Below are 26,170 nucleotides of genomic sequence, written 5' to 3'. Positions count from 1 at the left end.
GCCACTCGTAAACCTGGTTGAATCCAGGGGAGGTGTGCCCGGCGGGGGCGCAAGGACCGGCCAGTTGCGGGGAGAGCATGGAGAACGGGAAGCCGACGGGCCCGAAGCCGAAGTGGTGGAGCCGGCCGGGCCGTGCGACGCCGTCGGAGCCCGACGTGCTCGCGGCGGAGGCGCCGGTGGACGGGACGGTGGAGCCGGCACCCGCCGCAGCCGTCGACGACCGGCCCGAGTACCCCCTGGCGGCCCCCGCCATCCCCTCCAGCCCGTCGAGCGGCCGCCCCGACGGCCCGGAGGGCGAGGAGCGGCGGAGTGCCGGCATCCCGGCGGCGCGGTCCGGCGATGCGCCGACGGACGACGGCGCCTTCCTGCGGTCGGAGGCCGGCGGCGGGGCCCAGCAGGCCGTTCCGGCGGGACCTGACCCCGGCATCCCGGCCGCCGACCGGCAGCCGGTGAGCCCGGACGGCACCGCCCCGGCGCCCGAGACGGCGGCGTTCCCGCCCCGGACCCACCCGGCGGCCCCCGGCCACGCCGCTGCCCCCGCCCCCACTGCCATGCAGCCCCTGCACCAGCCCGACGAGTTCCGGACGCCGCCGTACGGCGGCCCCGGGCCGTGGGCCCCCGCGCCGCCGGTCCAGCGGCCCGTCGGCGCCACGCCCGCGCAGGGCACCCGCGTGCCGGAGCAGCATCCGACGGCGGCCGATGGATACGCCGCCACGCCCCCGGCTGCCGCCCCGGCACCCGTTCCCGTGCAGTGGACCCAGTACGACCCGTGGAGCACTCCGGGGGCGACCGGGGCGACGCTCACCCGGTCAGGGGAGCCGCCCAGGAAGAACGGCCGTCGTGGCATGGCGCTCGCCGGTGCGCTGGCCTTCGCGCTGGTCACCGCGGTCCTCGGCGGCGCGGTCGGTGCGTACGTCGAACGCAACGGCGGGATCACCTCCGTCGAGCTGCCGCAGTCGGGTCCCGAGGACGCGGGCCGGGCCCCCGACAGCGTCGCGGGGATCGCCGCCAGCGCCTTGCCGAGCGTGGTGACCCTGCACGTCAGCGGGAGCAGCGCCCAGGGCACCGGCACCGGATTCGTCCTGGACGCCCAGGGCCACATCCTCACCAACAACCACGTCGTCTCCCCCGCCGGCAGCAACGGCGACATCTCCATCACCTTCAGTGGCGGCGAGACCGCCCGGGCCACCCTGGTGGGCAAGGACAGCGGCTACGACCTCGCCGTCGTCAAGGTCACCGGCGTCTCCGGCCTCAAGCCGCTGCCCCTCGGCAACTCCGACAACGTGCGCGTCGGTGACCCGGTCGTCGCCATCGGCGCGCCCTTCGACCTCCAGAACACCGTGACCGCGGGAATCATCAGCGCCAAGGAGCGCCCGATCACCGCCGGCGGGGAGAAGGGCGACGGCAGCGACGTCTCCTACGTCGACGCGCTGCAGACCGACGCGCCGATCAACCCGGGGAACTCCGGCGGTCCCCTGGTGGACTCGAAGGCCCGGGTCATCGGCATCAACAGTGCCATCCGCGCCGCCGACACCGGGGCCGGCCCGGAGGGCAGCTCCGGTCAGGCGGGGTCCATCGGCCTCGGCTTCGCCATCCCCATCAACCAGGGCAAGCGGGTCGCCGAGGAGCTCATCAACACCGGGAAGGCCACGCATCCGGTGATCGGCGTCAGCCTCGACATGAAGTACACGGGCGACGGCGCGCGGGTCGGGGAGAAGGGCAAGGACGGCACGCCGTCCGTGACCGTCGGCGGCCCCGCGGCCAAGGCCGGCGTCCGCGCCGGGGACGTCATCACCAAGGTCGACGGCCAGCGGGTGCACAGTGGGGAGGAACTCATCGTCAAGATCCGGGCGCACCGTCCAGCGGACCGGCTGGAGCTCACCTTGGTCCGCAACGGGAAAGAGCAGACGAAGACGCTGACGCTCGGTTCGTCCACGGGCACCTGACGGACACCCCGGCGGTACCGTCACGACGGATACCCCGGGTACCGTTGACCGGGTCCCGTGCATGCCGGTGCGACGGGCGCGGAGCACGAGAACACGAGGAGCTGCAAGGTGTTCAATGACATAGGCGCACTGGAGCTGGTGACGCTCGTGGTCCTCGCCGTGCTCGTCTTCGGCCCGGACAAGCTCCCCAAGGTCATCCAGGACGTCTCGCGTTTCATCCGCAAGATCCGGGAGTTCTCCGACAGCGCGAAGAACGACATCCGCAACGAGCTGGGACCTGAATTCAAGGACTTCGAGTTCGAGGACCTCAATCCCAAGGCGTTCATCCGCAAGCAGCTGAACGAGAACGACGACCTCAAGGAGATCCGCAGCAGCTTCGACCTCAAGAACGATCTCAACGAGGTCGCCGACGCGGTGAACGGGAAGGAGCCCGTCGGTGGGGTCCCGGCCGCCGTCGGTGGCGTCGCAGGCCACGGCAGCGGTCTGCCGGGCGGTGGTCCCGACCTGCTGAAGAAGCGCGAGAACCTCCAGCAGGGGGAGCGCCCGCCGTTCGACGCGGACGCCACCTGAGCGCAACCGAGTGCTCCCCGTCGGCGTCGACACCTGCGAGCCGCCGCGGGTAGCTATCCTCCATCTGTCCGGAATCGAGGGACGCCCGCGGGGGGCGGGCCGCTCCGGACCGTGGCGACCAAGGAGGCGGCCGGGTAGATGGAGACGACGAGTCGGGTAGGGGCGCACAGCGGGCCCACTGCCGAGGAGGTGCCCGCGGCCCGGCGTACGGTCGACGAGTACCTGCGCGCGCCGTTCCCCTGGTACGGGTTGGACGAGGCGTTCACCGGCCGGCGCTGGCTCATGCAGGTCGGCGCCGATGCGGACGGCACCGTACAGCACGGTTCCATGGGCCATGGTGACGAGCCGTCGATAAAGTCCGATGCGGGCGGCGCCGAGAAGGAGCGCTTCGCGGTGGTCGTGACGGTCGCCGCGAGCCCGGTGCGGCGCAGCGGCGACGGCACCGGCGTGATCGAGGCCACGACGGTGTCCTCGGCCGCGTGGCTCGCCGGGTCTGGACTGCTGGCGTACACCTGGCCCGCGCAACTGGACCACTCGCTCCGGGACGACTGGCTGGAGCAGCAGACCGAGACCGCCTTCGAGCTGGCCGACGACCTGTCCGGCTCAGCGTGGTCGACGCTGTCGTTGCCGGTCGACGGGGTGCCGATGCCGTTCCACTACCGCGAGTCCGAGTTCGGATGGGTACTCGCCGGGTCCGCGCCCAACGTGGTGCACATCGGTGCGTACGGTCGCGGGTTGAGCGCGTACGGCCTGGGCTTCTCGGCGGTGCGTGACCTCGGCGCGTACGCGTCCTGAAGACACCCGTGAGGGGCGTCCCCCCGGGGGGACGCCCCTCACGGGTGTCTGCGTGCCGGCGGGCGGCGCGTCTCAGAACTTGTTGCGCGGCGTGATGCCGAGCGACAGGCCCGAGAGGCCCCGCTGGCGGCCGCCGAGCTTCCCGGCGATGGCGCGCAGCGCGGAGCCCGCGGGGGAGTCGGGGTCCGTGATGACGACGGGCTTCCCCTCGTCACCACCCTCGCGGAGCCGGACGTCGATCGGGATCTGGCCCAGCACCGGCACCGTGGCGCCCGTGGTCCTCGTCAGCCCCTCGGCGACCTGCTGGCCGCCACCCGTTCCGAAGACGTCGACCATCTCGTCGCAGTGCGGACACGGCAGGCCCGACATGTTCTCGACGACACCGACGATCTTCTGATGGGTCTGGACGGCGATGGAGCCGGCCCGCTCGGCGACCTCGGCGGCCGCCTGCTGCGGGGTGGTGACCACGAGGATCTCCGCGTTCGGTACGAGCTGGGCGACGGAGATCGCGATGTCGCCGGTGCCGGGCGGGAGATCGAGCAGGAGGACGTCGAGGTCGCCCCAGTAGACGTCGGCGAGGAACTGTTGCAATGCGCGGTGGAGCATCGGACCGCGCCACACCACCGGGGCGTTGCCCGGGGTGAACATGCCGATGGAGATGACCTTCACACCATTGGCCGACGGCGGCATGATCATGTTCTCGACCTGGGTGGGCCGGCCGTCCGCACCGAGCATCCTGGGGACCGAGTGCCCGTAGATGTCGGCGTCCACGACACCCACCTTGAGACCGTCGGCGGCCATCGCAGCTGCCAGGTTCACGGTCACCGAGGACTTCCCGACTCCGCCCTTGCCGGACGCCACGGCGTACACGCGGGTCAGCGAGCCGGGCTTGGCGAACGGCACCTCGCGCTCGGCGGTGGTGCCGCGCAGCGACGCCGCGAGTTCCCGGCGTTGCTCGTCGCTCATCACGTCCAAGGACACGTCGACGCGGGTCACGCCCTCGATGCCGGAGACCGCGTCCGTCACACGCTGGGTGATGGTGTCGCGCATCGGGCACCCGGAGACGGTGAGGTAGACCGTGACGGCAACCGCGCCGTCGGATCCGATCTCCACTGACTTGACCATGCCGAGATCGGTGATCGGCTTGTTGATCTCGGGGTCGTTCACCGTCGCCAGTGCTTCGCGCACCGCGTCTTCCGTAACCATACGGACGATGGTACGGCGCTGGATCCCGCCCCGGGGGTCCCCGTCATCGGTCGCCTTCGTCACGTCCGCGTGAGTGTTCGGACGGGAATACCTGCTGCCGGGCGTGCGGCCGGTCGGCCAGCTCCTTCAGCAGGTCCTCGAACTCCGAGCGGATCCAGTCACGGGTCGCGACCTCCCCGAGGCCCATCCGCAGCGCCGCGATCTCCCGGGTCAGATACTCGGTGTCCGCGATCGAGCGCTCGTTCTGCGCCCGGTCCTGCTCCAGATTGACCCGGTCGCGGTCGTCCTGGCGGTTCTGGGCCAGCAGGATCAGCGGCGCCGCGTACGAGGCCTGCAACGACAGCGCGAGCGTCAGGAAGATGAACGGGTACTCGTCGAAGCGCAGCGGCGACGGGGCGAAGATGTTCCACAGCACCCAGACGATGATCGTCAGGGTCATCCAGACGATGAACCTGCCGGTGCCGAGGAAACGGGCAATCTTCTCGGAGAGCCGGCCGAAGGCCTCCGGGTCGTACTCCGGCAGCAGCCGCCGGCGGGGTGCGCGCGGCATGTCGAGGCGCACCCGGGGCCGTGGCCGGCTCTCCACCACACTGCGTTCCTTGCCCTCGGAGCGTTCACCGCGATCGACGGGGCCGTAGTCGCTACCCATGGGCCGAACCCGTCCCCTCGAACTCGGCCTCGCGCCAGTCGTTCGGCAGCAGGTGGTCGAGGACGTCGTCGACGGTCACCGCGCCGAGCAACGACCCGCTGTCGTCCACCACCGGCGCAGCGACCATGTTGTACGCCGCCAGGTAGCTGGTGACGGCGGGCAGCGGGGTGTCCGGCGCCAGCGGTGGCAGGTCGCTGTCGACGATCGAGCTGACCAGGGTGAACGGCGGATCCCGCAGCAGCCGCTGGAAGTGGACCGTGCCCAGGTACTTCCCGGTGGGGGTCTCGTCCGGCGGACGGCACACGTACACCTGGGCCGCGAGCGCGGGCGAGAGGTCTTGCTGCCGCACCCGGGCGAGGGCGTCCGCGACGGTCGCGTCCGGCCGCAGCACGATCGGTTCCGTGGTCATCAGCCCGCCGGCGGTGCGCTCCTCGTAGGACATCAGGCGGCGCACGTCGGCCGCGTCGTCCGGCCGCATGAGCGTCAGCAGCCGTTCCTTGTCGTCCTCCGGTAGCCCGGACAGCAGATCGGCCGCGTCATCGGGGTCCATGGCCTCCAAGACATCCGCAGCGCGCTCCTCCTTGAGCTTGCCGAGGATCTCCACCTGTTCGTCCTCGGGGAGTTCCTCCAGGACGTCGGCGAGCCGGTCGTCGTCCAGGGCGGCGGCGACCTCGGCCCGCCGCTTGGGGGAGAGGTGGTGCAGCGCGTTGGCGAGGTCGGCGGGGCGCAGCCGTTCGAAGGTGGCCACCAAGCTCTCCGCGCCCTGACCGTCCTCCTCCAGGGAGAAGCCGGTGACGGCCGACCACTCGACGGTCAGTGTCTCGCCCTTGCGCCGCAGGGCCCCGCCCTTGCCCCGGCGGACGAAAGCCTTGTCGATCTCCCAGTCGCGGCGGGCCGGCAGCTGACGCACGGACACGTCGAGGACGGTGGCCTCCTCACCGGTTTCCACGAGGCGGACGCGTCGGTCCAGCAGCTCACCGAGGACGAGCCGTTCTGTCGGCCGCTGCTCGAAACGCCTCATGTTCACCACACCCGTGGTGATGACCTGACCGGACTCGACGCCCGTGATCCGGGTCATCGGGAGGAAGATACGGCGGCGTCCGTGCACCTCGACGACCATGCCGATGAGCCGGGGCGGACGGCGGCCGACGCGGAGGATGGCCACGAGGTCGCGGACGCGGCCCACCGGGTCGCCGTTGGGGTCGAATACCGGGACGCCCGCGAGGTGCGAGACGAAGATCCGGGGGGCGCCTGCCGCCATGCTCCGCCTCCTCGATGTCGCGCGGGAACCCGCTCATGCCCGGAAATGCCGCTGTTCAACGGCTTCAGGCTAGCCCGTACCGTTCCATGGTGCTGCCGCGGGGAATCCCGGACGGCTCCCCTCAGGACCCGCCCACGGCCCCGGGTACGCTGCGGTCTTGCCACCCCCACGCGTACGAGAGGCAGTGTGCCTGTGACCGCTCTCCCCCCGGCCGCCGCCGCCCGGGCCCGTCGGGCCGCACTCCCCTTCGCCCTGTCCGCGGTGCTGGTTGCGGTCCTGGCCGGATGCGCGGAGGACCCCGACGAAGGGACGAACGGCGTGGGCAAGCTGGAGGCGCCCGCGATCGAGGCGAAGGCCAAGGCGGCGGCCGACGGGGCGGACGCCGTGCGACTCGCCGGCACGCTGGTCTCCAAGGGCGGCTCGTACAAGCTCAACATGCAGCTCAAGAAGGCCGGCGGGACCGGCTCGGTCACCTCCAAGAACTCCACGTTCGAACTGCTGCGGATCGGTGACGCGCTCTACCTCAAGGCCGACGCGCGCTTCTGGAGCCATCCGGCCCCGGACGGCAAGGGGACGTCGGCGTCGCCCGGCAAGGACGACCTCACGGCCGCCGACAAGCTCGACGACAAGTACGTGAAGGTCCCCCAGGACGACCCGTCGTACAAGCAGTTGCGTGGCTTCACCGACAAGAACGTGCTGCTGGAGGGATTGCTCGGGCTGCACGGGACGCTCAGCAAGGGCAGCCGGGACACCATCGGCGGAGTGCGCACCATCGAGATCATGGGGGGCGGTGGCGACGGCGGCACGCTCGACATCGCGCTGGAGGGGACGCCCTACCCGCTGCGGCTCGCCCGGGCGGGCGGCGCGGGCGCCCTCACCCTGACCGACTGGGGCAAGGACTTCGAGCTGGCGGCGCCGGCCAAGGAGGAGACGGTCGACTACGGTCGCCAGCTGCCCCGCGGGGATGACTGAGCGGACTGTGGAGTCCCGGCGGCGGCCGGCCGGAATCAGCTGCGCTTGCGGCCCCTTCGCAACAGCCGGGGGAGCGCTGCCGGGACCGGACGCCGCGTCGTCGCCGGGGTGGCCGCAGGGACCGCCGAGAGCGACCCCTGTGGGTGCTCCGTGGAAGCCTCGCGCGGTTCCAGCCGCAGCACCCGGCACTCCCGGGCCCAGCGCTCGGTCATCTGCTCGCCGTCCGGGGCGTTGAGCCGTTTGCCCTTCAGTTCGGCGACGGCGGACTCCCACGACTCCGATCCGGGAGCCAGCTCGGTCACCGCCGCAGTCCAGGACACCAGTCGGCCACCCTTGTCCTTGCTGCGCACGGTGACCTCGGCGGTGCCGCCGTCGACCAGTCCGGGCAGCGCCTGCTCGCCGGGACCGTCGCCGACGACGTGCAGGGCGCCCTCGTGCCACGCGTGCCACAGCGGACGGGTCCCGTCCCCGGTCGCTGCCGCCGATGCGGGACGGCGTCCCTGCGAGGGCCGGGCGGGCGCGGTGCCACGGACCCAGACCAAGCCGGACTTCTTGGTGGCCTCCTCGACGAGGGCCTGGCGGATCAGCGGGGTGTCACCGGCGGGACGAGGAGAAGCGTCGTTCATGCCCCGCAGCCTATTAGAGCCAGCCGTTGCGCTTCAGCGTGCGGTGGATCGTGAGACACATCCCCACGATTCCCGCGAGCACCATCGGATAGCCGTAACGCCAGTGGAGCTCGGGCATGTGGTCGAAGTTCATTCCGTAGATCCCGCAGACCGCCGTCGGAACGGCGATGATCGCGGCCCACGAGGTGATCTTGCGCATGTCCTCGTTCTGCGCGACCGTCGCCTGGGCCAGGTTCGCCTGGAGGATCGAGTTCAGCAGCTCGTCGAAGCCGACGACCTGTTCCTGCACCCGGGCCAGGTGGTCGGCGACGTCGCGGAAGTACTTCTGGATGTCCGGGTCGACCAGCCGCGTGGGGCGCTCGCTCAGCAGTTGCATGGGCCGCAGCAGCGGGGTCACGGCCCGCTTGAACTCGAGCACCTTGCGCTTGAGCTGGTAGATGCGGCCGGTGTCCGTGCCTCGGGTGCTGCCCTTCGCGGGGGCCGAGAAGACGTCGATCTCGATCTCGTCGATGTCGACCTGGACGGCGTCCGCGACCGCGATGTAGCCGTCGACGACGTGGTCCGCGATGGCGTGGAGGACGGCGGAAGGGCCCTTGGCGAGCAGTTCCGGTTCGTCCTGCAGCCGGTGGCGGAGGTTGCGCAGCGAGCCCTGCCCGCCGTGCCGCACGGTGATCACGAAGTCGGCCCCGGTGAAGCACATCACCTCGCCGGTCTCCACGACCTCGCTGGTGGCGGTCAGTTCGGTGTGGTCGACGTAGTGGATGGTCTTGAAGACGGTGAACAGCGTCTCGTCGTACCGCTCGAGCTTGGGCCGCTGGTGGGCGTGCACGGCGTCCTCGACCGCGAGCGGGTGCAGGCCGAATTCCGCGGCGATGCCGGAGAACTCCTCCTCGGTCGGCTCGTGCAGGCCGATCCAGGCGAAGCCACCGCCCTCGCGCACGCGCAGCATCGCCTCGCGCGGCGTGAGGCAGCCTTCCTCCTTCAGCCGGCGGCCGTCCCGGTAGACGGCGCAATCGACGACGGCGCTGGAGGCCGAAGGGTCGCGGGTCGTGTCGTACGAGCAGTAGGCGCTGTCGGTCCTGCGCAGCGACGGGCGGACGGCTTCGCGCAGGTCACGGATCATCGACATGGCAGGCTCCTTCACGGAGAGGCCGCCGGTGCGGGGCGTGGCGCAGCCCGGAATGGGGACGTTATATCGATACGTCCGCAAAGCGGGCGGCACCGCGGGACGCGGTGACGGCGTTCGCTACAGACAGTCAGGCAGAGGGATGACGTGCTCTTCCGTCATGCGCGGTGCCGTGGAACTGACGGTGTGGAGGACCCTCAGCGAACCGTAGGAAGGAGATGCGCGGAAGAGCGGTTGGTACTGCACGGTCGACTTCGATCCATCGCAGCCCCACCTCCTCCGGCCGGTCCCCCGTAGGGGATGTCGTGTCGATCGGGACCCGGGAGTGGCACCTTCAGCCGCTGCTGAGGAGCCCCGTCTCCGTGTTTTGCCCCGAACAGGCGGCCAAGCCTATCAGCCGACTGAGGGTCAATCTCTTTCTTTGCCCGCTCCTGAGGCGATCTATGCTCGCTGGATGGGAGAAATTCTTGCTCTGGTCGAGGCCCGGTTGCGTACCGCGCTCGGTGAGCCCGACGCGCGCGCCGCGGTCACCTTTCTCGGTACGGACCGGATCGAGGTGCTGCGGTTCGTCGACGGTGACGTCGTCAGGTACGCGACGCTCGGCATGTCCGCCCAGCCGATGACCGATCCCAAGGACCTGCTCGCCGACCCGGTCAAGGGGCCGCGAGCGGAGCTTCTGCTGTCGGTGCGCGCGGGGCTCGCGGACACCGACAAGGTGCTCCGCCCGCTCGCCGTTGTTGCTTCGTCCCCGCAGGTGGAGGGCGTGGTCGTGGCGCCGGGCAACTCCGTGGACCTCGGTGGGCCGCTGTGGCCGTCGGCGCCGTTCTCCTCGGTCCTGGTCGCCGAACCGGGAGGGCTGGTCGAGGACCTCGTCCTGGACGAGCCGATGGATCCGGTCCACTTCCTCCCCGTGCTCCCCATGACGCCGAACGAGGCCGCCTGGAAGCGGGTGCACGGTGCGGCCAAGCTCCAGGAGCGATGGCTGACGCACGGTACGGACCTTCGCGATCCGCTGCGCAGGTCCGTACCGCTGACGTGATGTCACCGGACGTGAAGTGACCTATCTCATGGCCGCGTTGACCGACGTCGTTCCTGCGCCGCAGGATCGAGCGCGCCGCGCGGCCTGTTCGGCGGGTCGGTGGCCGTTCGGCTGCGTCGCCTCAGTCGGCGAAGACCGCCGCCGCGTCCGGCACGGCGCGGACCGGTCCAGGCTGTGCCGCCTCGTGGGCGAGCGACGTCCGCCGCACCCAGATGACGGCCGCGCCGGCGACCGCCGCGACGCCCGCGACCACGAAGGGCATGCGGACGTCGCTCCACTCCTCGATCTTCGGCGCGAGAAAAGGGGCGGCGGCCGCGGCGAACCAGCGGACGAAGTTGTAGCCCGCACTGGCCACCGGGCGCGGGGCGTCCGAGACGCCGAGCGCGAGCTCCGTGAAGACCGTGTTGTTCACTCCGATGAAGGCTCCGGACGCCACCGTGCAGGCGACGGCGGTGACGTGGTCGCCGTAGCCGAGTACCACCACGTCCGCCGCCAGCAGCACCAGCGAGCCCCCCAGTACCACGAGCGAGCCGTACCGCCGCTGTAGCCGCGGTGCGACGAGCACCGAGAAGACCGCGAGCAGGACGCCCCAGGCGAAGAAGACCGCTCCCGATCGGTACGGCGTCATGTCCAGGACGAACGGGGTGAAGGCCAGCACGGTGAAGAACGCGTAGTTGTAGAAGAACGCCGAGGCGGCGGCGGACGCAAGTCCGCCGTGTCCGAGGGCCTTCAGCGGGTCGAGCAGCGATGTCTTCCGTACGGGCTTCGGCTGTTCGCCGAGGAAGACGGCGATGCACAGGAAGCCGACGGCCATCAGTGCTGCGGTGCCGAAGAACGGGTAGCGCCAACTGGCATCGCCGAGCAGGGCCCCCAGCAGCGGTCCGCAGGCCATGCCCAGACCGAGTGCCGATTCGTACAGCAGGATCGCCGCAGCGCTCCCGCCTGCTGCCGCGCCGACGATGACGGCGAGTGAGGTGGAGACGAAGAGCGCGTTCCCGAGGCCCCAGCCCGCCCGGAAGCCGACGAGTTCGCCGACCGAGTCGGACGCGCCGGAGAGCGCGGCGAAGACGACGACCAGGGCGAGCCCGGCGAGCAGCGTCCTACGGCCGCCGATGCGGCTCGAGACGAATCCGGTGACCAGCATCGCCACCGCGGTGATCAGGAAGTACGAGGTGAAGAGCAACGAGACCTGACTCGGCGTGGCCTCGAGGCCCCTGGCGATGGACGGCAGGATCGGGTCGACCAGTCCGATGCCCATGAAGGCCACGACGGCCGCGCCGGCCGTGGCCCAGACGGCCTTCGGCTGGCGCCCGATGCTCCCGACCGTTCCTGCCCGGCCGGTCTCCCCGTCGAACGGATCCTCTCCGCGCATGGAAGCTCCTCCCCTGCTCCGACAAGGTAGTTGTGACATGCAAAGACTAAGTTAGAGAGGCTAATGAATGCAAGATGCATCTAATTTTCCCTGGTGAGGCCGGGTGAAACCGCCGTGCCGGACACGTGATCGTCCTTGACGGGACGCCGAGCGGGTAGGACCGTTGAGCGCTATGAGGGGCGAACCCAGTTGCCCGAAGTGTGGTGGCCGGGTCAGGGCGCCCGGACTCTTCGCCGACACCTGGCAGTGCGACGTGCACGGTTCCGTGCACCCGCTGCAACCCGTGATCCCGCCGAGCGTCGAGGCCCTCAGCGTGGTCGTGGCGCGTGCCAAGGTCCCCGTCTGGATGCCCTGGCCACTCCCCGTCGGCTGGCTCTTCACCGGGGTCGCCTACGCCGGCGACGACCGCAGTGGCGGCCGTGCCACCGCGGTCGCCTGCTCGGGGCCCGGCCCGTTGGGTGGCGTGGGGGAATTGCTGCTCGTGGCCGAGGAGCTCGGGGTCGGCCTCGGCGCCCGCTACGCGGGGATCGACGGGCCCGACCCGGGGCCGCACATGACCGTCGACACGTCACCACAGGCCAAGGTCCTCGCCGCCGGGCGCCCCACACCGCTGTGGCACGTGGACGACGCCCCGGAGGACCGGGCGGTCTTCGCGGGCGAGGCGCGGGGGCTGTGGCTGTGGGCCATCGTCTGGCCCGAGTCGACGGGGCTGTTGATGTACGACGAGTTGATACTGACGGATCTGCGGGAAGCAGGCTCCGAGGTGGAACTGCTGCCGTGCGGGGCCCTGTCGCCGCGCCTGTTGTCCTGAGGCCGATCCCGTGCGGTGAGCGTGGCGTGGCGACACCGGCCGATCGCTCCGGGGCTCGCGACGGTGTGGGGCACCGTCCTGGTGGCGCGGTGCCCGGAGCCTCGCCGGTACCCGCGTTCCGCCGATCCGCCGGCGCCGCACGTGACCGCGCTCACGTGCCGCGCAGTTCCGGGCCGTAGGGCCGGCCCCGCTACGATGGAGCGTCACCCCGTCCGTCCGCGAGCCCCGGAGCCCCGTGCCGTGCGCATCGACCTGCACACCCACTCCACGGCATCCGACGGTACGGACACCCCGGCCGAGCTGGTCCGCAAGGCGGCCGATGCCGGACTGGACGTCGTCGCGCTGACCGACCACGACACCGTGGGTGGTCACGCCGAGGCGATCGCGGCCCTCCCCGACGGCCTCACCCTGGTCACCGGCGCCGAGCTCTCCTGCCGTCTGGACGGAGTGAGCCTGCACCTCCTGGCGTACCTCTTCGACCCCGAGGAATCCGAGCTCGCCCGCGAGCGCGAGCTGGTGCGGGACGACCGGGTGCCGCGCGCGCGGGCCATGGTGGCCAAGCTCCGGGAGCTGGGCGTACCGATCGAGTGGTCGCGGGTGGCGGCCATCGCGGGGGACGGATCGGTGGGTCGACCGCACGTCGCCTCCGCACTCGTCGAGCTCGGCGTGGTGCCCGACGTCTCTGCGGCCTTCACCCCCGAGTGGCTCGCGGACGGCGGTCGGGCGTACGTCGCGAAGCACGAACTCGACCCGTTCACGGCCGTCCGACTGGTCAAGGCCGCCGGCGGCGTCACGGTCTTCGCCCATCCCGCGGCGATCAAGCGGGGGAGGACCGTGCCCGAGACGGCGATAGCCGAACTCGCCGCGAGCGGCCTCGACGGCATCGAGGTCGACCACATGGACCACGACGAGCCGACCCGGGCCCGGTTGCGCGGGCTCGCCGGCGAGCTCGGCCTGCTGGCCACCGGATCCAGCGACTACCACGGCAGCCGCAAGACCTGCCGCCTCGGTCAGTTCACGACCGACCCGGAGGTCTACGGGGAGATCACCCGCCGTGCGACCGGCGCGTTCCCCGTCCCGGGCACGGGTGGAGCGCCCCGCCGCTAGCCCCGTCACACGCATTCCCCCGCGGTACGTCCCGTGCCGGACGCTCCTGTGCGCGCCGCGACGTCCGCGGCCCCGACACCCCGACACCCCGACACCCTGCAAGGCCTCACCGTGTTCGACTTCGCCGTCTTCGGCTCCCTGTTCCTCACCCTCTTTGTGATCATGGATCCCCCCGGGATCACCCCGATCTTCCTCGCCCTCACCTCGGGCCGCCCCGCCAAGGTCCAGCGCCGGATGGCCTGGCAGGCAGTCGCCGTGGCCCTCGGAGTGATCACCGTCTTCGGAATCCTCGGCCAGCAGATCCTCGCGTACCTGCACGTCTCGGTACCGGCGCTGATGATCGCCGGTGGCCTCCTGCTGCTGTTGATCGCGCTCGATCTGCTGACCGGCAAGACCGACGAGCCCAAGCAGACGAAGGACGTCAACGTGGCGCTCGTCCCGCTGGGTATGCCGCTGCTGGCCGGCCCCGGGGCGATCGTCTCGGTCATCCTGGCGGTGCAGCACGCGCAGGGAGCCGCGGCGCAGGTCGCGGTGTGGGTCGCGATCGTCGCGATGCACGTTGTCCTGTGGCTGACGATGCGCTACTCGCTCCTGATCATCCGTGTGATCAAGGACGGCGGCGTTGTCCTGGTGACCCGGCTCGCCGGCATGATGCTCTCGGCCATCGCCGTCCAGCAGATCATCAACGGCATCACGCAGGTGATCCAGGGCTCCTGACCGCCCCGGTCAACACGACGCCCCCGTACGGAGCGTTCCGTACGGGGGCGTGCTGCTTCCGCGCTCAGGCAGCGGAGGTCTCGGCCGGTCGGATGTAGATGCGCTGGCCGATCGCGGCGGCCTGTTGCACCATCCGGTTGACGGAGGCGGCGTCCACGACGGTGCTGTCCACGGCGTTGCCGTCGATGTCGTCGAGTCGCATGATCTCGAAGCGCATGAAAGGGCTCCCCTCGGTCCGGCTGGCTGTCAAGGTGTTCAACGGGATGCTCGGTACAAACATTCCCTACGCTAAGGAAATTTTTTGGATGGCTAACTACTGGCGAGTACGTCACGGCCCGCTCACAATGAGGTCGACATGAACGACTCAGAGCTCACCGAGATCAGCGCCCGTCTGGAGCGCACCAACGAGCTGCTCCGGCGCATGCTCGCCGAGGTCGCGAAGACCCCGTCCACACATGCCATCTTCGTCGACGCCGGTTACGTCTATGCTGCGGCGGGGTTGCTTGTTGCGGGCACCGAAGACCGGCGCTCCTTCGACCTCGACGCCGAAGGGCTCATCGAAGCGTTCATCGACACGGCCCGCACGATCTTCGCCGACAGCCGGCTGCTGCGGGTGTACTGGTACGACGGGGCACGGCGCCGCATCCACACCCCCGAGCAGCAGTCCATAGCAGAGCTGCCCGACGTCAAGGTGCGGCTGGGCAACCTGAACGCCAACAACCAGCAGAAGGGCGTCGACTCCCTGATCCGCTCGGACCTGGAGTCCCTGGCCCGCCACCGGGCGATCAGCGACGCGGCACTCGTCGGCGGGGACGAGGACCTCGTCCCCGCCGTGGAGGCGGCCCAGGGCTACGGCGCCCGCGTCCACCTGTGGGGGATCGAGGCGGCCGAGGGGCGCAACCAGGCCGAACCCCTGCTGTGGGAGGTCGACAGCCAGCGCACCTTCGACCTCGAGTTCTGCCGTCCCTATGTGACGCGGCGGCCCGTGACCACCTACGAGGACGACAGCCCTCCGCCGTCCCGTGAGGACGTCCGCTTCGTCGGCGCCCAGATCGCCGCCACCTGGCTGGTCGAGCGCGGCGGTGAGCAGATGCTGGAGCTGATGCCCGGCCACCCCTATCTACCGGGGTCGGTGGACCAGGACCTGCTCATCGAGGCCGAGAAGCTGCTGGGCCACTCGCTGCGCGGCTATGCCCACCTGCGCCGGGCCCTGCGGGACGGGTTCTGGCAGCACCTCCAGGGTCAGTTCTGATCCCAGAAGGCGACCAGCGCCGCAGCGGTCTCCACCGGGCGGTCGGTGTTCGGCGAGTGCTCCGCGCCGTCGACGACCGTGCGGTGCGCGCCCAGCCGCACCGCCATCTCGTCGAGCAGCGGCACCGGCCAGGTGTCGTCCCGCTCACCGGACAGCACGTGCGTGGGCAGCGGACCCAGCGCGGCGAGTTCGTCCACGCGATCCGGTTCCACGGTCAGCTGGCGGCCCGTGGCCAGCAACTGCGCCGGGTTGTGCCGTATCCAGCGGCGCCGCAGGGACTCACCGTCGTGGTCGGCCTCCTCCGGCGGGTCGAACGCTCGCATCGCCTCCCACACCTGCCCCATGTCCATCACCGCGAGGGCATCGCCCAACAGCTCGACCTTGTGCCGCTGATCCGGGGCGATCCTGGCCGGTCCGGAGGACATCAGGGTGAGCGACAGGAAGGGACGGGCATCGAGGAGCACCGCGGCGCGGGCGACCTGACCGCCCATCGAATGCCCGACGAGGTGGACCGGGCCGTCGCCGACGGCCGCCGCCTGGGCGAGCACGTCCCTCGCCAACTCGGACTGCGCGTAGGCCGCCTGGTCGTCCGGGCCGCTGCTCTCGTACTGCCCCCGCCCGTCGACCGCGACGGCCCGGAAGCCGGCCGAGGCGAGCGGTTCCAGCATCGCGATGAAGTCCTCCTTGCTGCCGGTGTACCCGGGCAGGAGCATCGCGGTTCCGCGGGGCGCGGCCCCGGAGGGGGTCGCGTCCAGAACGGCGAACTCTCCGCGGGCAGTGCGGAGCATGCGGCTCCGGGCGCAGGCTGGGGGAATGAAGGTGGGCGGCCGACTCATGGGACGAGGCTAACGGTCGCCCACGTCCGGCGGCCCGTGCGGGTGCCGTTGACGAACACAACGACTGGAGCCCGTCACCCCGGGCGGGGGTGACGGGCCCTCAGCGCAGGATCACGCCTCCGGCTGGGCGGTCTTGGCGCGGGTGCGGCGGCGGGGCTTGGTGGGCTCCTCCGTTGCGACCTCGGCTGCGGCCTCGCTCTTGGGTGCGGCGGCGCGGGTGCGGCGTCGGCGGGGCTTGGCGGGCTCGTCCTGAGCGGTGTCCTGCGGGGCCGGCTCGGTCTCGACTGCCGTCGTGGTCTCGACTGCGGTCGCGGTGTCGGCGACGCCCGCCCGGGTGCGGCGACGACGACGCGGGGCGCGCGTCTCCTCCACCGTCCCCACGGCCTGCTCGGCCGCGGTCTCGCCCTCGGCCACGGGGGCCCCACCGCGGGTGCGGCGTCGCTGGCGCGGCGTACGCGTACGGGCCGGCGGCTCCTCCGTCTTGCCGCGCGCGGACCGGGCACCACGGCCGCCCGGCTCGCCGAGGTCCTCCAGCTCCTCCGCGTCGAGGCCCGCACGGGTGCGCTCGGCACGCGGGAGGACGCCCTTGGTGCCCTCGGGGATCCCCAGCTCCTCGAAGAGGTGGGCGGACGTCGAGTAGGTCTCGACCGGGTCGTTGAAGTCCAGGTCAAGCGCCTTGTTGATCAGCTGCCAGCGCGGGATGTCGTCCCAGTCGACCAGCGTCACCGCCGTGCCGGACGCCCCTGCGCGGCCGGTACGGCCGATGCGGTGGAGGTACGTCTTCTCGTCCTCGGGCGACTGGTAGTTGATCACGTGCGTGACGCCCTCGACGTCGATGCCGCGCGCCGCGACATCGGTGCAGACGAGCACGTCCACCTTGCCGTTGCGGAACGCACGGAGCGCCTGCTCACGCGCCCCCTGGCCGAGGTCGCCGTGGACCGCGCCCGAGGCGAAGCCGCGGCGGGCGAGCTGGTCCGCGATGTCAGCGGCCGTACGCTTGGTGCGACAGAAGATCATCGCCAGACCGCGGTCCTCGGCCTGCAGCATCCTCGCGACCATCTCGGGCTTGTCCATCGAGTGCGCCCGGTACACGCGCTGGGTGATGTTCGCGACGGTCGCGCCCTGGTCGTCGGGTGCCGTCGCACGGATGTGGGTGGGCTGCGACATGTAGCGGCGGGCGAGACCGATCACCGCACCCGGCATGGTGGCCGAGAACAGCATGGTCTGGCGCCTCACCGGGAGAAGCTGGATGATCTTCTCGACGTCCGGCAGGAAGCCCAGGTCGAGCATCTCGTCCGCCTCGTCGAGGACGAGGGCCTTGACGTGGGACAGGTTCAGCTTCTTCTGGCCGGCGAGGTCCAGCAGACGGCCGGGCGTGCCCACCACGACGTCCACGCCCTTCTTGAGGGCCTCGACCTGCGGTTCGTACGCACGACCGCCGTAGATCGCGAGCACGCGGACGTTGCGCACCTTGCCGGCGGTCAGCAGGTCATTGGTGACCTGGGTGCACAGCTCGCGGGTGGGGACGACCACGAGCGCCTGCGGCGCGTCCGTCAGCTGCTCGGGCGTGGCGCGGCCGGCCTCGACGTCCGCGGGCACGGTGACGCGCTCCAGCAGCGGAAGACCGAAGCCGAGGGTCTTGCCGGTGCCGGTCTTGGCCTGGCCGATGACGTCGGTGCCGGAGAGGGCGACCGGGAGGGTCATCTCCTGGATCGGGAAGGGACTGGTGATGCCGACGGCTTCGAGGGCCTCGGCGGTCTCGGGAAGGATCCCGAGCTCTCGGAAAGTTTTGGCCTGCGTAGTCAGGGTGTTGCCTCTTCTGTGAGACGCGGCGCGAGGCGAACGCTGGGGGTCTTACCACACCTGGGTACTGGACCGGCCGTGGATTGGCCGGAAGGCGCGGGACCACTGCCGTCGCTCGAGCGCTCGTGCCGCTGAGGGCCCCTCTCGTGGCAAAGCGCACGGAGGGCTGTCGGGTCGGAGCCGATCGGGCCACCGACCGGGCATCCTCATTCAGAGGGCCCGCCGAGATATCCGGCAGGCTTAATACCACTGTACCCCGGATTCGCGCATCTGTGTTGGCCGAATTCCCGGGAACCGTGTCGCGGCAGGTGCTGACCAGGCACTTCCGCGGTGCGACCGGCGGGCTATTGTGCGCTCCATGGAGACGCCTGACAACGCCACCCCGCCCACCGCCGACGCAGCCGAAGAACTCACCGGGATCGCCGCCCAGGACTGGGCGGCGGCCTCCGCCGAACCCCAGTACCGCGCTGCCGTAGTGGACCTCCTCGGAGCCCTCGCCTACGGGGAGCTGGCCGCCTTCGAGAGGCTCGCCGAGGACGCGAAGCTGGCACCCACGCTGGCCGACAAGGCGGAGCTGGCGAAGATGGCCTCCGCCGAGTTCCACCACTTCGAGCAGCTGCGGGACCGGCTGGCCGCGATTGGCGAGGAGCCGACCAAGGCCATGGAGCCGTTCGCGGCGGCCCTGGACGAGTTCCACCGCCAGACCGCACCGTCCGACTGGCTCGAGGGCCTCGTCAAGGCCTACGTCGGCGACTCGATCGCCAGCGACTTCTACCGGGAGGTCGCGGTACGGCTGGACTCCGACACCCGTGACCTGGTGCTCTCGGTGCTCGACGACACGGGCCACGGCAACTTCGCCGTGGAGAAGGTGCGCGCCGCCATCGAGGCGGAGCCACGGGTGGGCGGTCGGCTCGCGCTCTGGGCCCGCCGGCTTATGGGGGAGGCGTTGTCCCAGGCCCAGCGGGTCGTCGCGGAGCGGGACGCACTGTCCACCATGCTCGTCGGCGGGGTCGCGGACGGCTTCGACCTCGCGGCGGTCGGTGAGATGTTCACCCGCATCACCAAGGCGCACACGAGGCGGATGGCCGCCCTGGGGCTGGCGGCGTGACGGACGGCGGGTCGGCGGGCCCGCACGGGGCTACCGGCCGGCGGTGAGCTCAGACGACGGCTGATCGGCGCAGTCGCCGGGGTGTGGGGCGGACCAGCAACGACAGCGTGACCGCTCCGACGGCGAGGGCGCCGATCAACGTGCCGAGCGCATGGCCGGGGCCGAGCGCGGCGTTCGTCAGACCGGCGCCGAAGAGGGCACCCAGCGCACCGGTCGCATACACGAGGCGGGTGGCCGGGAGGCGGTCCGGAAACCGTCGCGCGGCTGCCCAGGCCATTGCGCATCCGAGCAGGACGGAGCCGAGTGCTTCCAGGATCACCACGGATCACCTCACGGACGCCGGGCGGGCAAATCGGGTCGTAGCCCGTCCTACCCGGAGCCACCCGGGTGCAACCCTGGCCACAGCAGGTGCCGGTGGCACGGCCGTACGCACGTGGAAGGGCCCGGCAGCGCAACTCTTGCCATGCTGCCGGGCCCTTCCACGTGCGTCGTCAGACGGTGCCGAAGCCCACGCGGCGCGTGGCCGGCTCGCCGATCTCGACGTACGCGATGCGGTCCGCCGGTACCAGCACCTTGCGGCCCTTGTCGTCCGTCAGGGCGAGCAGCGCCGCCTTGCCCGCCAACGCGTCGGCAACCGCGCGCTCGACGTCCTCGGCGGTCTGGCCGCACTCCAGAACGATCTCCCGGGGCGCGTGCTGCACGCCGATCTTGACCTCCACGGCTATGTCCCTCCGAACGGTCAGCGATGCGCGGTCACCCGCGCGGTACGCAGCACACATTAGCCCGGTGAGGGGACGTCACACGGTCCCACCGTGCACGCCAGCAGCGAACACAGCGCTCAGCGGCCCTCGCCACCGCCCTCGCCCTGGCCCTCGCCCGAGTGCAGCGGGAAACCGGCGATGCCCCGCCACGCCAGCGACGTGAGCAGCTGCACCGCCTTCTCCCGCGGGATCACGGACCCGCTGGAGAGCCAGTACCTGGCCACCACCTGCGACACCCCGCCCAGCCCGACGGCGAGCAGCATGGACTCGTCGCTGGACAGCCCGGTGTCCTCCTCGATCACCTCGGAGATCGCCTCAGCGCACTGGAGGGAGACCCGCTCGACCCGCTCGCGCACCGCCGGCTCGTTCGTCAGGTCCGACTCGAAGACCAGGCGGAACGCACCACCCTCGTCCTCCACGTACGCGAAGTACGCGTCCATGGTCGCGGCGACCCTGAGCTTGTTGTCCGTCGTCGAGGCCAGCGCCGTGCGCACGGCCTGCAGCAGCGACTCGCAGTGCTGGTCCAGGAGCGCCAGGTACAGCTCCAGCTTCCCGGGGAAGTGCTGGTACAGCACCGGCTTGCTGACACCGGCGCGCTCGGCGATGTCGTCCATCGCCGCCGAGTGGTAGCCCTGCGCGACAAACACCTCTTGGGCCGCGCCCAGGAGCTGATTGCGTCGGGCACGGCGCGGCAGGCGCGTGCCCCTCGGGCGCGCCGCCTCTGTCTGCTCGATGGCTGTCACGCCGCCTCCCACGTTCGATGTCACAAGCACAGTGTTGCGTGCGCGTCCTGTGCACTCGCGCCCGCCATCGTACTTTCGGGTAACCGAGGAGTGCGCGGTGCGAGCGCAGAATTTCACGTACCGGACGCCTGCGGTAGCCGGGGGACCTGCAGATGCGAACAATTCAGCGATAGTCGTCCTCGTCGAGGGCTACCACGCGCGCCTGCTCCACCGCGTCCGCCTCGTTCGCCGCGGTCGGATTGATACGGGTGAGCGGCTCGTCGCTGCGCTGTTGCAGCTCGGTGTGCTGCTCCGCGGCGTCTGCCTCCGGAGTCTCCTCGTCGAGCTCGTCCAGTTCCTCGAGCACGATGGACCGGCCCTGGTCGTCTTCTGCGAACGTCTCCGGGTCGGTCGGGTCGACAGCCATTTTGATCCCTTCCGTGTACAGCACGGGACCTGGGGGCGACTACCCCTATGGAGAGCCTAGAAGCAAGCAGGGCCCGACGCTATGCGATCTGTGACCGCGAACACAGGAAACGTCGCGTGATCGTCTCGTAACATTGCCCCCATGTCTTCGACCGAGCTGCCGGGAACCCGCGCTGCCGCACTGGCCCCGCGGATCCGTGCCGTGCGGGTCGCCGAGGGCGAGGAGCTGCGTTCCGTCGCGCTTCCCGGTCTGACGCTCACCGTGCGTGCCCGGCCCCCGGCGAGCTCCGGACTGCCGCCGGCCCTCTTCGTCCACGGGCTCGGCGGCTCCTCGCAGAACTGGACGGCGCTGATGCGCCACCTCGAGGACACGGTGGACGGGGAAGCCGTCGACCTGCCCGGCTTCGGGGACTCGCCGCCGCCCGACGACGGCGACTACTCGGTCACCGCCCACGCGCGGGCCGTCATCAGACTGCTCGACGCGCGCGGGCGCGGCCCGGTCCACCTGATCGCGAACTCGCTGGGCGGAGCCGTCAGCACGCGCGTCGCCGCCGTGCGCCCCGACCTGGTGCGCACCCTCACCCTGGTCTCCCCGGCCCTCCCCGAGCTCCGCGCACAGCGCAGCGCCTGGCCCACCGCCGCGATGGCCCTGCCGGGTGCCGCGCCGTTGCTGCGGCGACTGACGAAGGACTGGACGCCCGAGATGCGGGTGCGCGGGGTGCTGGCCCTCTGTTACGGAGATCCGGGCCGCGTCACCGACCAGGCCTTCCTGCACGCCGTGGAAGAGATGGAGCGGCGTCTCGAGCTGCCGTACTTCTGGGACGCGATGACGCGTTCGGCGCGCGGAGTCGTCGATGCGTACACGCTCGGCGGGCAGCACGGGCTGTGGCGGCAGGCCGAGCGGGTGCTCGCGCCCACCCTGCTGGTCTACGGGGGCCGCGACCAACTCGTCGCGTACCGGATGGCGGGCAAGGCTGCCGCGGCGTTCCGCGCATCACGGTTGCTGACTCTTCCGGACGCCGGGCACGTCGCCATGATGGAGTACCCGGAGACGGTCGCCGAGGCCGTACGGGATTTGGTCGACGACATTGGCAGGAGCTGATCGGGCGCGTGGGACGACACAGCCGCAAGGGCCCCGCACCCAGGGCCTCCGATACCGGGAGCGCCACCGCCGACGCCACGGCAGCGGCCGGTCCCGGTCCGGGCACCGGTCGCCGGCGCCGCCCCGCCGCGGGCACGGACCAGCACGCGAGCGCCTCCGGGTACGGCACCCCGGCACACGGCGTTCCGCAGGTCCGCGGCGGGCATCCCGAGCAGCACGAAGCGGGCGGGGGGTGGGGCGTTCAGCGGACCACACAGCGCTACGGGGACTGGCAGGGTGCCCCGCACGGCAACGCCGCCACCACCACCGACCCGCGCCCGCCGGTTGCGCAGCCCTCGCGCCAGGGCCCGCCGATCGGTGCCGGGGCCAGGATCCCCGGTCCGCGGCGCGAGTTCGTCGAAGCCTTCGACAAGACCACCGGCGAACGGGGGCGGCGTGAGGGCGAGGACACGGAGTCCGCGCCGTCAGGCGAAGCCTCCGGAAGGACGGGCAAGGGCCGTACGATCACCGGGATCGCGGCCGCCGCCGTGACCACCGTGCTCGCGGTGGTCGTGGCCGGGCAGGTCACCGGCACCGATACCGATGCACCCGCCGAGCAAGCCGCGGGCGAGGCGGACCGGGGAACCGACGGCGGCACCGCGTCACGTTCCGACCAGCGGGGCGTCCCGCCCCGGCCGGCTCCGGCCGCGCCACTCACGTACGCCCAGTTGATGACCCGGCAGTTCCCCTTGAACCCCAAGCTCAAAGGTCCCGGCACGTTCGACGCCGTTGCGGGTTTCGACAAGGCTCCCGGTAAGGGCAGGAAAGTCCGCTACCGGGTGGACGTGGAGCAGGGCCTCGGCCTGGACGGGAAGCTGTTCGCGCAGGCCGTTCAGCAGACGCTCAACGACGAGCGGAGCTGGGCGCACGGCGGCGCGATGACCTTCGAACGGATCTCCTCGGGAGAGCCCGAGTTCGTGATCACCCTGGCCAGTCCCGCGACCACCCACATCTGGTGCGCGAAGTCCGAACTGGACACCAGCGTCGACAACGTGTCCTGTAACTCCGCCGACACCGAGCGCGTGATGATCAACGCGTACCGCTGGGCGCAGGGAGCGGCGAGCTACGGGGCCAAGCAGATGCTCCCGTACCGCCAGATGCTCATCAACCACGAGGTCGGACACCGTCTCGGGCACGGCCACGTGAACTGCAGGACGGCCGGCGCGCTCGCCCCCGTGATGCAGCAGCAGACCAAGTCGCTCAACATCGACGGCATCAAGTGCCGCATCAATCCGTGGGCGCACCCCGGCGATTGAGTCGTGACCACCTCGGTGGGCGGGGCCGTCTCCCGACCGGCCGAGCGTTGGGTCTGCGGTGCGTACGGCTCCGGCAGTCGCCCGCGGCGGGGAGGGACGCGACCCGCCGGCGCCGGGGCGCCTTCCGCGCTGCGGCAGGGGTTCCTGCCCTGCACGATCCTGGGGGTTTTCGTGCATCCGACGTCGGCTTTCTACGCTCTTATTAGAGTGACTGTGCCGATGACCGGCGATCAACGGACCAAGTGAGGTAATCGCGAACCATGCCGACAGAAACGTTTGAGTTCCAGGTAGAGGCCCGTCAGCTGCTCCAGTTGATGATCCACTCGATCTACTCGAACAAGGACGTCTTCCTCCGTGAGCTCGTCTCCAATGCCTCCGACGCGCTGGACAAGCTGCGTCTTGCCGCACTGCGGGACGACTCACTCGACGCCGACGTCTCCGACCTGCACGTCGAGATCGAGATCGATGAGGACGCCCGCACGCTCACGGTGCGAGACAACGGCATCGGGATGTCGTACGACGAGGTCGGGCAGCTCATCGGCACCATCGCCAACTCGGGTACGGCGGAATTCCTCCGTGAGTTGCGGGAGGCGAAGGACGCGGCCGGTGCAGAGGGACTGATCGGTCAGTTCGGCGTCGGCTTCTACTCCGGCTTCATGGTGGCGGACGAGGTCACCCTCGTGACGCGGCGCGCGGGCGAGGGGAAGGGCACCCGCTGGACGTCCCGAGGCGAGGGCACGTACACCCTGGAGGAGGTCGACGGCGCGCCGCAGGGCACCTCGGTCACGCTGCACCTCAAGCCGGCCGATGCCGACGACCAGATGCACGACTACACCTCGCCCTGGAAGATCAAGGAGATCGTCAAGCGTTACTCGGACTTCATCACCTGGCCGGTCAGGCTGGTCGGCCAGCCGGGGAACGAGGGGGAAGCGGCGGCCGAACCCGAGACGCTGAACTCGATGAAGGCGCTGTGGGCCCGTTCCCGCAGCGAGGTGTCCGAGGACGAGTACCACGAGCTGTACAAGCACATCAGCCACGACTGGCGCGACCCGCTGGAGACCGTCCAGCTGCAGGCCGAGGGGACCTTCGAGTACCAGGCCCTGCTGTTCATCCCGTCGCACGCCCCGCACGACCTGTTCACGCAGGACTTCAAGCGCGGGGTGCAGCTCTACGTGAAGCGCGTGTTCATCATGGACGACTGCGAAGAGCTGCTGCCGCCCTACCTCCGCTTCGTCAAGGGAGTGGTGGACGCGCAGGACCTCTCGCTGAACGTGTCCCGGGAGATCCTCCAGCAGGACCGGCACATCCGCATGATGCAGCGACGGCTGACGAAGAAGGTGCTGTCGTCGGTCAAGGGCATGTTGGCCGACGACGCCGAGCGCTACGCCACGTTCTGGCGGGAGTTCGGCGCGGTGGTGAAGGAGGGGCTGGTCACCGACGCCGACAACCGCGACGCCGTTCTCGCGGTGTCGTCGTTCGCGACCACGCACGACGAGGACGGCACGGTCACGCTGAAGCAGTACGTGGAGCGGATGCGCGACGGGCAGGAGGACATCTACTACATCACCGGCGAGTCCCGGCAGAGCATCGACAACTCCCCGCACATGGAGGCGTTCCGGGAGCGGGGCATCGAGGTCCTGCTGCTCACGGACCCCGTCGACGAGGTGTGGGTCGACGCGGTGGGCGAGTTCGAGGGCAAGCGGCTGCAGTCCATCGCCAAGGGCGAGATCGATCTCGGTGCGCACGAGGACGGGAAGTCCGAGGGCGAACGGGAGAAGCAGGCGGAGGAGTACGCGGGCCTGCTCGGTTGGATGAAGGAGCAGCTCGACGAGGACGTCAAGGAAGTACGCCTGTCGTCCCGCCTGACGGTGTCGCCGGCCTGCGTCGTCGCGGACGCCCACGACCTGACGCCCGCGTTGGAGAACATGTACCGGGCCATGGGGCAGGAGGTGCCGCGCAACAAGCGGATCCTCGAACTCAACCCCGACCACCAACTGGTGAAGGGACTGAACCAGGCGTACGGGGAGCGCGAGGACCGGTCCGGCCTCACCGAGACCGCCGAACTGCTCTACTCCCTGGCCCTGCTGGCCGAGGGTGGCAGGCCCGCCGACCCGGCGCGCTTCGTGAAGGTCGTGGCGGATCGCCTGGAGCGCACCCTCTGAGCCCCTCCGGCCCCGCGGCGCAGGAGTGACCCCCGGCCCGGGGCAGCTCCGGCACGCCCCGGGTCACGAGCCGCGCACGGTCGCGGGCGCCGGCACCGGGGTGGGGTCGGCGCCCTTCGGGGGGACGCGTGCGGGCAGGTGACCCGACCCCGCCGCAGGCGTCGCCGGCACCGGGCCGATGCGGCGCGGGCCGGGAGGCGTGCGCCCGCTCGCGCCGTCCCGTGGACCCCGCTGCACGGGGTGTGTCCCTCGCGCACGTGACGCGCCGGGGGCGTGCGAGCAGGCTCACGAGCCGCGGGTCGGAACCTCCCGCGGCTTGACGGAACGTAAGGGAACCCGCTTGTAGCGCGACCGAACGCTACGAGAGCGCGAAAGTTACGTGCATTCACCCCTTCCGGTGGGGGGGGGGGGGAACAACCACCACCCCCCCCCCCCCTCCCCCCCCGTCCCTTCCCCCCCCCCCCCCCCCACCCCCGAGGCACCTCCCCCCCCCCAAAAACCCGAGG

General features: G+C 70.9%; 26 protein-coding genes. 13 read left to right on the top strand and 13 right to left on the bottom strand.

Translation table 11 applies throughout. The features are described 5' to 3' along the window. Positions 1–77 precede the first annotated feature (77 nt). The 3 genes from ACFXOM_RS00930 to ACFXOM_RS00920 all read left to right on the top strand — a co-directional run bounded on the left by ACFXOM_RS00930 (position 78) and on the right by ACFXOM_RS00920 (position 3,311). Positions 78–1,946, top strand: a complete 1,869-nt coding sequence (locus tag ACFXOM_RS00930) for a trypsin-like peptidase domain-containing protein (protein WP_384931969.1) — start codon at positions 78–80, stop codon at positions 1,944–1,946. 108 nt (positions 1,947–2,054) lie between these two features. Continuing rightward, the gene (locus ACFXOM_RS00925; RefSeq protein ID WP_384931966.1) at positions 2,055–2,516 is read left to right on the top strand and encodes a sec-independent translocase; all 462 of its coding nucleotides are present in this window, start codon (positions 2,055–2,057) and stop codon (positions 2,514–2,516) included. A 138-nt stretch (positions 2,517–2,654) separates the two neighbouring features. Next, entirely contained in the window at positions 2,655–3,311 is a 657-nt protein-coding gene (locus tag ACFXOM_RS00920; protein ID WP_384931963.1) for a hypothetical protein, read from the top strand. Positions 3,312–3,383: 72 nt separating this feature from the next. On the opposite strand, the gene ACFXOM_RS00915 is transcribed toward ACFXOM_RS00920, so the two are convergent. From ACFXOM_RS00915 to ACFXOM_RS00905, 3 genes are read right to left on the bottom strand one after another with little or no spacing between them, the layout of a single operon-like run. Further along, positions 3,384–4,517 (bottom strand): Mrp/NBP35 family ATP-binding protein, encoded by a 1,134-nt coding sequence (locus tag ACFXOM_RS00915; protein WP_384931961.1) that lies wholly within the window; start codon positions 4,515–4,517, stop codon positions 3,384–3,386. Between the two features lie 43 nt (positions 4,518–4,560). Continuing rightward, positions 4,561–5,166: a DUF1003 domain-containing protein gene (locus ACFXOM_RS00910; protein WP_385036690.1), complete on the bottom strand. Its 606-nt coding sequence runs from the start codon at positions 5,164–5,166 to the stop codon at positions 4,561–4,563. Then, complete coding sequence (locus tag ACFXOM_RS00905) at positions 5,159–6,427, bottom strand: magnesium transporter MgtE N-terminal domain-containing protein (RefSeq protein WP_385036688.1); 1,269 nt, start codon at positions 6,425–6,427, stop codon at positions 5,159–5,161. The genes ACFXOM_RS00910 and ACFXOM_RS00905 overlap by 8 nt, the downstream gene beginning before the upstream one ends. Before the next feature lie 192 nt (positions 6,428–6,619). On the opposite strand from ACFXOM_RS00905, the gene ACFXOM_RS00900 reads away from it, so the two are divergent. Beyond that, positions 6,620–7,399 carry a hypothetical protein gene (locus ACFXOM_RS00900; protein ID WP_384931955.1) on the top strand — a complete coding sequence of 260 codons (780 nt, stop codon included), beginning with the start codon at positions 6,620–6,622 and terminating at the stop codon, positions 7,397–7,399. Between the two features lie 35 nt (positions 7,400–7,434). On the opposite strand, the gene ACFXOM_RS00895 is transcribed toward ACFXOM_RS00900, so the two are convergent. Beyond that, positions 7,435–8,025 (bottom strand): hypothetical protein, encoded by a 591-nt coding sequence (locus tag ACFXOM_RS00895; protein ID WP_384931954.1) that lies wholly within the window; start codon positions 8,023–8,025, stop codon positions 7,435–7,437. 13 nt (positions 8,026–8,038) lie between these two features. Next, positions 8,039–9,154: a magnesium and cobalt transport protein CorA gene (locus ACFXOM_RS00890; RefSeq protein ID WP_385036686.1), complete on the bottom strand. Its 1,116-nt coding sequence runs from the start codon at positions 9,152–9,154 to the stop codon at positions 8,039–8,041. Positions 9,155–9,605: 451 nt separating this feature from the next. Here ACFXOM_RS00890 and ACFXOM_RS00885 point away from each other — a divergent pair, with 451 nt between their 5' ends. After that, the gene (locus tag ACFXOM_RS00885) at positions 9,606–10,190 is read left to right on the top strand and encodes a suppressor of fused domain protein (RefSeq protein WP_384931948.1); all 585 of its coding nucleotides are present in this window, start codon (positions 9,606–9,608) and stop codon (positions 10,188–10,190) included. A gap of 121 nt (positions 10,191–10,311) precedes the next feature. Here the strand turns inward: ACFXOM_RS00885 and ACFXOM_RS00880 are convergent, their stop codons facing one another. Further along, complete coding sequence (locus tag ACFXOM_RS00880; protein WP_385036684.1) at positions 10,312–11,562, bottom strand: MFS transporter; 1,251 nt, start codon at positions 11,560–11,562, stop codon at positions 10,312–10,314. Positions 11,563–11,734: 172 nt separating this feature from the next. Here ACFXOM_RS00880 and ACFXOM_RS00875 point away from each other — a divergent pair, with 172 nt between their 5' ends. From ACFXOM_RS00875 to ACFXOM_RS00865, 3 genes are all read left to right on the top strand, one after another. After that, the gene (locus tag ACFXOM_RS00875; RefSeq protein WP_384931943.1) at positions 11,735–12,373 is read left to right on the top strand and encodes a DUF6758 family protein; all 639 of its coding nucleotides are present in this window, start codon (positions 11,735–11,737) and stop codon (positions 12,371–12,373) included. 240 nt (positions 12,374–12,613) lie between these two features. Beyond that, positions 12,614–13,480 (top strand): PHP domain-containing protein, encoded by an 867-nt coding sequence (locus tag ACFXOM_RS00870; protein WP_385036683.1) that lies wholly within the window; start codon positions 12,614–12,616, stop codon positions 13,478–13,480. Positions 13,481–13,591: 111 nt separating this feature from the next. After that, positions 13,592–14,197 (top strand): MarC family protein, encoded by a 606-nt coding sequence (locus ACFXOM_RS00865; protein ID WP_384948482.1) that lies wholly within the window; start codon positions 13,592–13,594, stop codon positions 14,195–14,197. Between the two features lie 64 nt (positions 14,198–14,261). Here ACFXOM_RS00865 and ACFXOM_RS00860 read toward each other — a convergent pair whose 3' ends face one another. Beyond that, the gene (locus ACFXOM_RS00860) at positions 14,262–14,414 is read right to left on the bottom strand and encodes a hypothetical protein (protein WP_384931934.1); all 153 of its coding nucleotides are present in this window, start codon (positions 14,412–14,414) and stop codon (positions 14,262–14,264) included. A gap of 138 nt (positions 14,415–14,552) precedes the next feature. On the opposite strand from ACFXOM_RS00860, the gene ACFXOM_RS00855 reads away from it, so the two are divergent. Next, positions 14,553–15,449 (top strand): NYN domain-containing protein, encoded by an 897-nt coding sequence (locus tag ACFXOM_RS00855; protein WP_384931931.1) that lies wholly within the window; start codon positions 14,553–14,555, stop codon positions 15,447–15,449. Here ACFXOM_RS00855 and ACFXOM_RS00850 read toward each other — a convergent pair. Both ACFXOM_RS00850 and ACFXOM_RS00845 read right to left on the bottom strand, forming a co-directional pair. Continuing rightward, positions 15,440–16,285 (bottom strand): alpha/beta fold hydrolase, encoded by an 846-nt coding sequence (locus ACFXOM_RS00850; protein ID WP_384931928.1) that lies wholly within the window; start codon positions 16,283–16,285, stop codon positions 15,440–15,442. The genes ACFXOM_RS00855 and ACFXOM_RS00850 overlap by 10 nt on opposite strands. Before the next feature lie 111 nt (positions 16,286–16,396). Further along, on the bottom strand, positions 16,397–17,989 hold the full coding sequence (locus ACFXOM_RS00845; RefSeq protein WP_385036681.1) for a DEAD/DEAH box helicase: 1,593 nt from the start codon (positions 17,987–17,989) through the stop codon (positions 16,397–16,399). Positions 17,990–18,446: 457 nt separating this feature from the next. On the opposite strand from ACFXOM_RS00845, the gene ACFXOM_RS00840 reads away from it, so the two are divergent. Beyond that, a complete protein-coding gene (locus ACFXOM_RS00840; RefSeq protein ID WP_384931923.1) occupies positions 18,447–19,196 on the top strand; it encodes a ferritin-like fold-containing protein in 750 nt (249 codons plus the stop codon). Positions 19,197–19,245: 49 nt separating this feature from the next. Here ACFXOM_RS00840 and ACFXOM_RS00835 read toward each other — a convergent pair whose 3' ends face one another. From ACFXOM_RS00835 to ACFXOM_RS00820, 4 genes are all read right to left on the bottom strand, one after another. Continuing rightward, the gene (locus tag ACFXOM_RS00835) at positions 19,246–19,515 is read right to left on the bottom strand and encodes a hypothetical protein (RefSeq protein ID WP_384931921.1); all 270 of its coding nucleotides are present in this window, start codon (positions 19,513–19,515) and stop codon (positions 19,246–19,248) included. 172 nt (positions 19,516–19,687) lie between these two features. Continuing rightward, complete coding sequence (locus ACFXOM_RS00830; protein ID WP_384931918.1) at positions 19,688–19,915, bottom strand: DUF3107 domain-containing protein; 228 nt, start codon at positions 19,913–19,915, stop codon at positions 19,688–19,690. Positions 19,916–20,034: 119 nt separating this feature from the next. Continuing rightward, positions 20,035–20,700, bottom strand: coding sequence for a TetR/AcrR family transcriptional regulator (locus tag ACFXOM_RS00825; protein ID WP_384931915.1), 666 nt, complete (start codon positions 20,698–20,700; stop codon positions 20,035–20,037). A 163-nt stretch (positions 20,701–20,863) separates the two neighbouring features. Then, complete coding sequence (locus tag ACFXOM_RS00820; protein ID WP_384931912.1) at positions 20,864–21,106, bottom strand: hypothetical protein; 243 nt, start codon at positions 21,104–21,106, stop codon at positions 20,864–20,866. 141 nt (positions 21,107–21,247) lie between these two features. On the opposite strand from ACFXOM_RS00820, the gene ACFXOM_RS00815 reads away from it, so the two are divergent. From ACFXOM_RS00815 to htpG, 3 genes are all read left to right on the top strand, one after another. Next, entirely contained in the window at positions 21,248–22,207 is a 960-nt protein-coding gene (locus ACFXOM_RS00815) for an alpha/beta fold hydrolase (protein ID WP_385036679.1), read from the top strand. A gap of 8 nt (positions 22,208–22,215) precedes the next feature. Beyond that, entirely contained in the window at positions 22,216–23,502 is a 1,287-nt protein-coding gene (locus ACFXOM_RS00810) for a DUF3152 domain-containing protein (RefSeq protein ID WP_384931906.1), read from the top strand. Between the two features lie 260 nt (positions 23,503–23,762). After that, complete coding sequence (htpG, locus tag ACFXOM_RS00805) at positions 23,763–25,664, top strand: molecular chaperone HtpG (protein WP_385036677.1); 1,902 nt, start codon at positions 23,763–23,765, stop codon at positions 25,662–25,664. The last annotated feature ends 506 nt before the right edge of the window (positions 25,665–26,170 follow it).

The organism is Streptomyces sp. NPDC059169, assembly GCF_042755225.1.
Taxonomy (GTDB): Bacteria; Actinomycetota; Actinomycetes; order Streptomycetales; family Streptomycetaceae; genus Streptomyces.
Note: the sequence above shows the minus strand (reverse complement) of the source record. Positions and strands in the feature narration are given on the sequence as shown.

Bases quoted from the DNA above. Each gene is read 5' to 3' on its own strand.
- ACFXOM_RS00930 (WP_384931969.1), top strand. From the start codon at position 78: ATGGAGAACGGGAAGCCGACGGGCCCGAAGCCGAAGTGGTGGAGCCGG.
- ACFXOM_RS00920 (WP_384931963.1), top strand. From the start codon at position 2,655: ATGGAGACGACGAGTCGGGTAGGGGCGCACAGCGGGCCCACTGCCGAG.
- ACFXOM_RS00915 (WP_384931961.1), bottom strand. From the start codon at position 4,517: ATGGTTACGGAAGACGCGGTGCGCGAAGCACTGGCGACGGTGAACGAC.
- ACFXOM_RS00910 (WP_385036690.1), bottom strand. From the start codon at position 5,166: ATGGGTAGCGACTACGGCCCCGTCGATCGCGGTGAACGCTCCGAGGGC.
- ACFXOM_RS00905 (WP_385036688.1), bottom strand. From the start codon at position 6,427: ATGGCGGCAGGCGCCCCCCGGATCTTCGTCTCGCACCTCGCGGGCGTC.
- ACFXOM_RS00895 (WP_384931954.1), bottom strand. From the start codon at position 8,025: ATGAACGACGCTTCTCCTCGTCCCGCCGGTGACACCCCGCTGATCCGC.
- ACFXOM_RS00890 (WP_385036686.1), bottom strand. From the start codon at position 9,154: ATGTCGATGATCCGTGACCTGCGCGAAGCCGTCCGCCCGTCGCTGCGC.
- ACFXOM_RS00885 (WP_384931948.1), top strand. From the start codon at position 9,606: ATGGGAGAAATTCTTGCTCTGGTCGAGGCCCGGTTGCGTACCGCGCTC.
- ACFXOM_RS00880 (WP_385036684.1), bottom strand. From the start codon at position 11,562: ATGCGCGGAGAGGATCCGTTCGACGGGGAGACCGGCCGGGCAGGAACG.
- ACFXOM_RS00875 (WP_384931943.1), top strand. From the start codon at position 11,735: ATGAGGGGCGAACCCAGTTGCCCGAAGTGTGGTGGCCGGGTCAGGGCG.
- ACFXOM_RS00860 (WP_384931934.1), bottom strand. From the start codon at position 14,414: ATGCGCTTCGAGATCATGCGACTCGACGACATCGACGGCAACGCCGTG.
- ACFXOM_RS00855 (WP_384931931.1), top strand. From the start codon at position 14,553: ATGAACGACTCAGAGCTCACCGAGATCAGCGCCCGTCTGGAGCGCACC.
- ACFXOM_RS00850 (WP_384931928.1), bottom strand. From the start codon at position 16,285: ATGAGTCGGCCGCCCACCTTCATTCCCCCAGCCTGCGCCCGGAGCCGC.
- ACFXOM_RS00845 (WP_385036681.1), bottom strand. From the start codon at position 17,989: ATGACCCTCCCGGTCGCCCTCTCCGGCACCGACGTCATCGGCCAGGCC.
- ACFXOM_RS00840 (WP_384931923.1), top strand. From the start codon at position 18,447: ATGGAGACGCCTGACAACGCCACCCCGCCCACCGCCGACGCAGCCGAA.
- ACFXOM_RS00820 (WP_384931912.1), bottom strand. From the start codon at position 21,106: ATGGCTGTCGACCCGACCGACCCGGAGACGTTCGCAGAAGACGACCAG.
- ACFXOM_RS00815 (WP_385036679.1), top strand. From the start codon at position 21,248: ATGTCTTCGACCGAGCTGCCGGGAACCCGCGCTGCCGCACTGGCCCCG.
- htpG (WP_385036677.1), top strand. From the start codon at position 23,763: ATGCCGACAGAAACGTTTGAGTTCCAGGTAGAGGCCCGTCAGCTGCTC.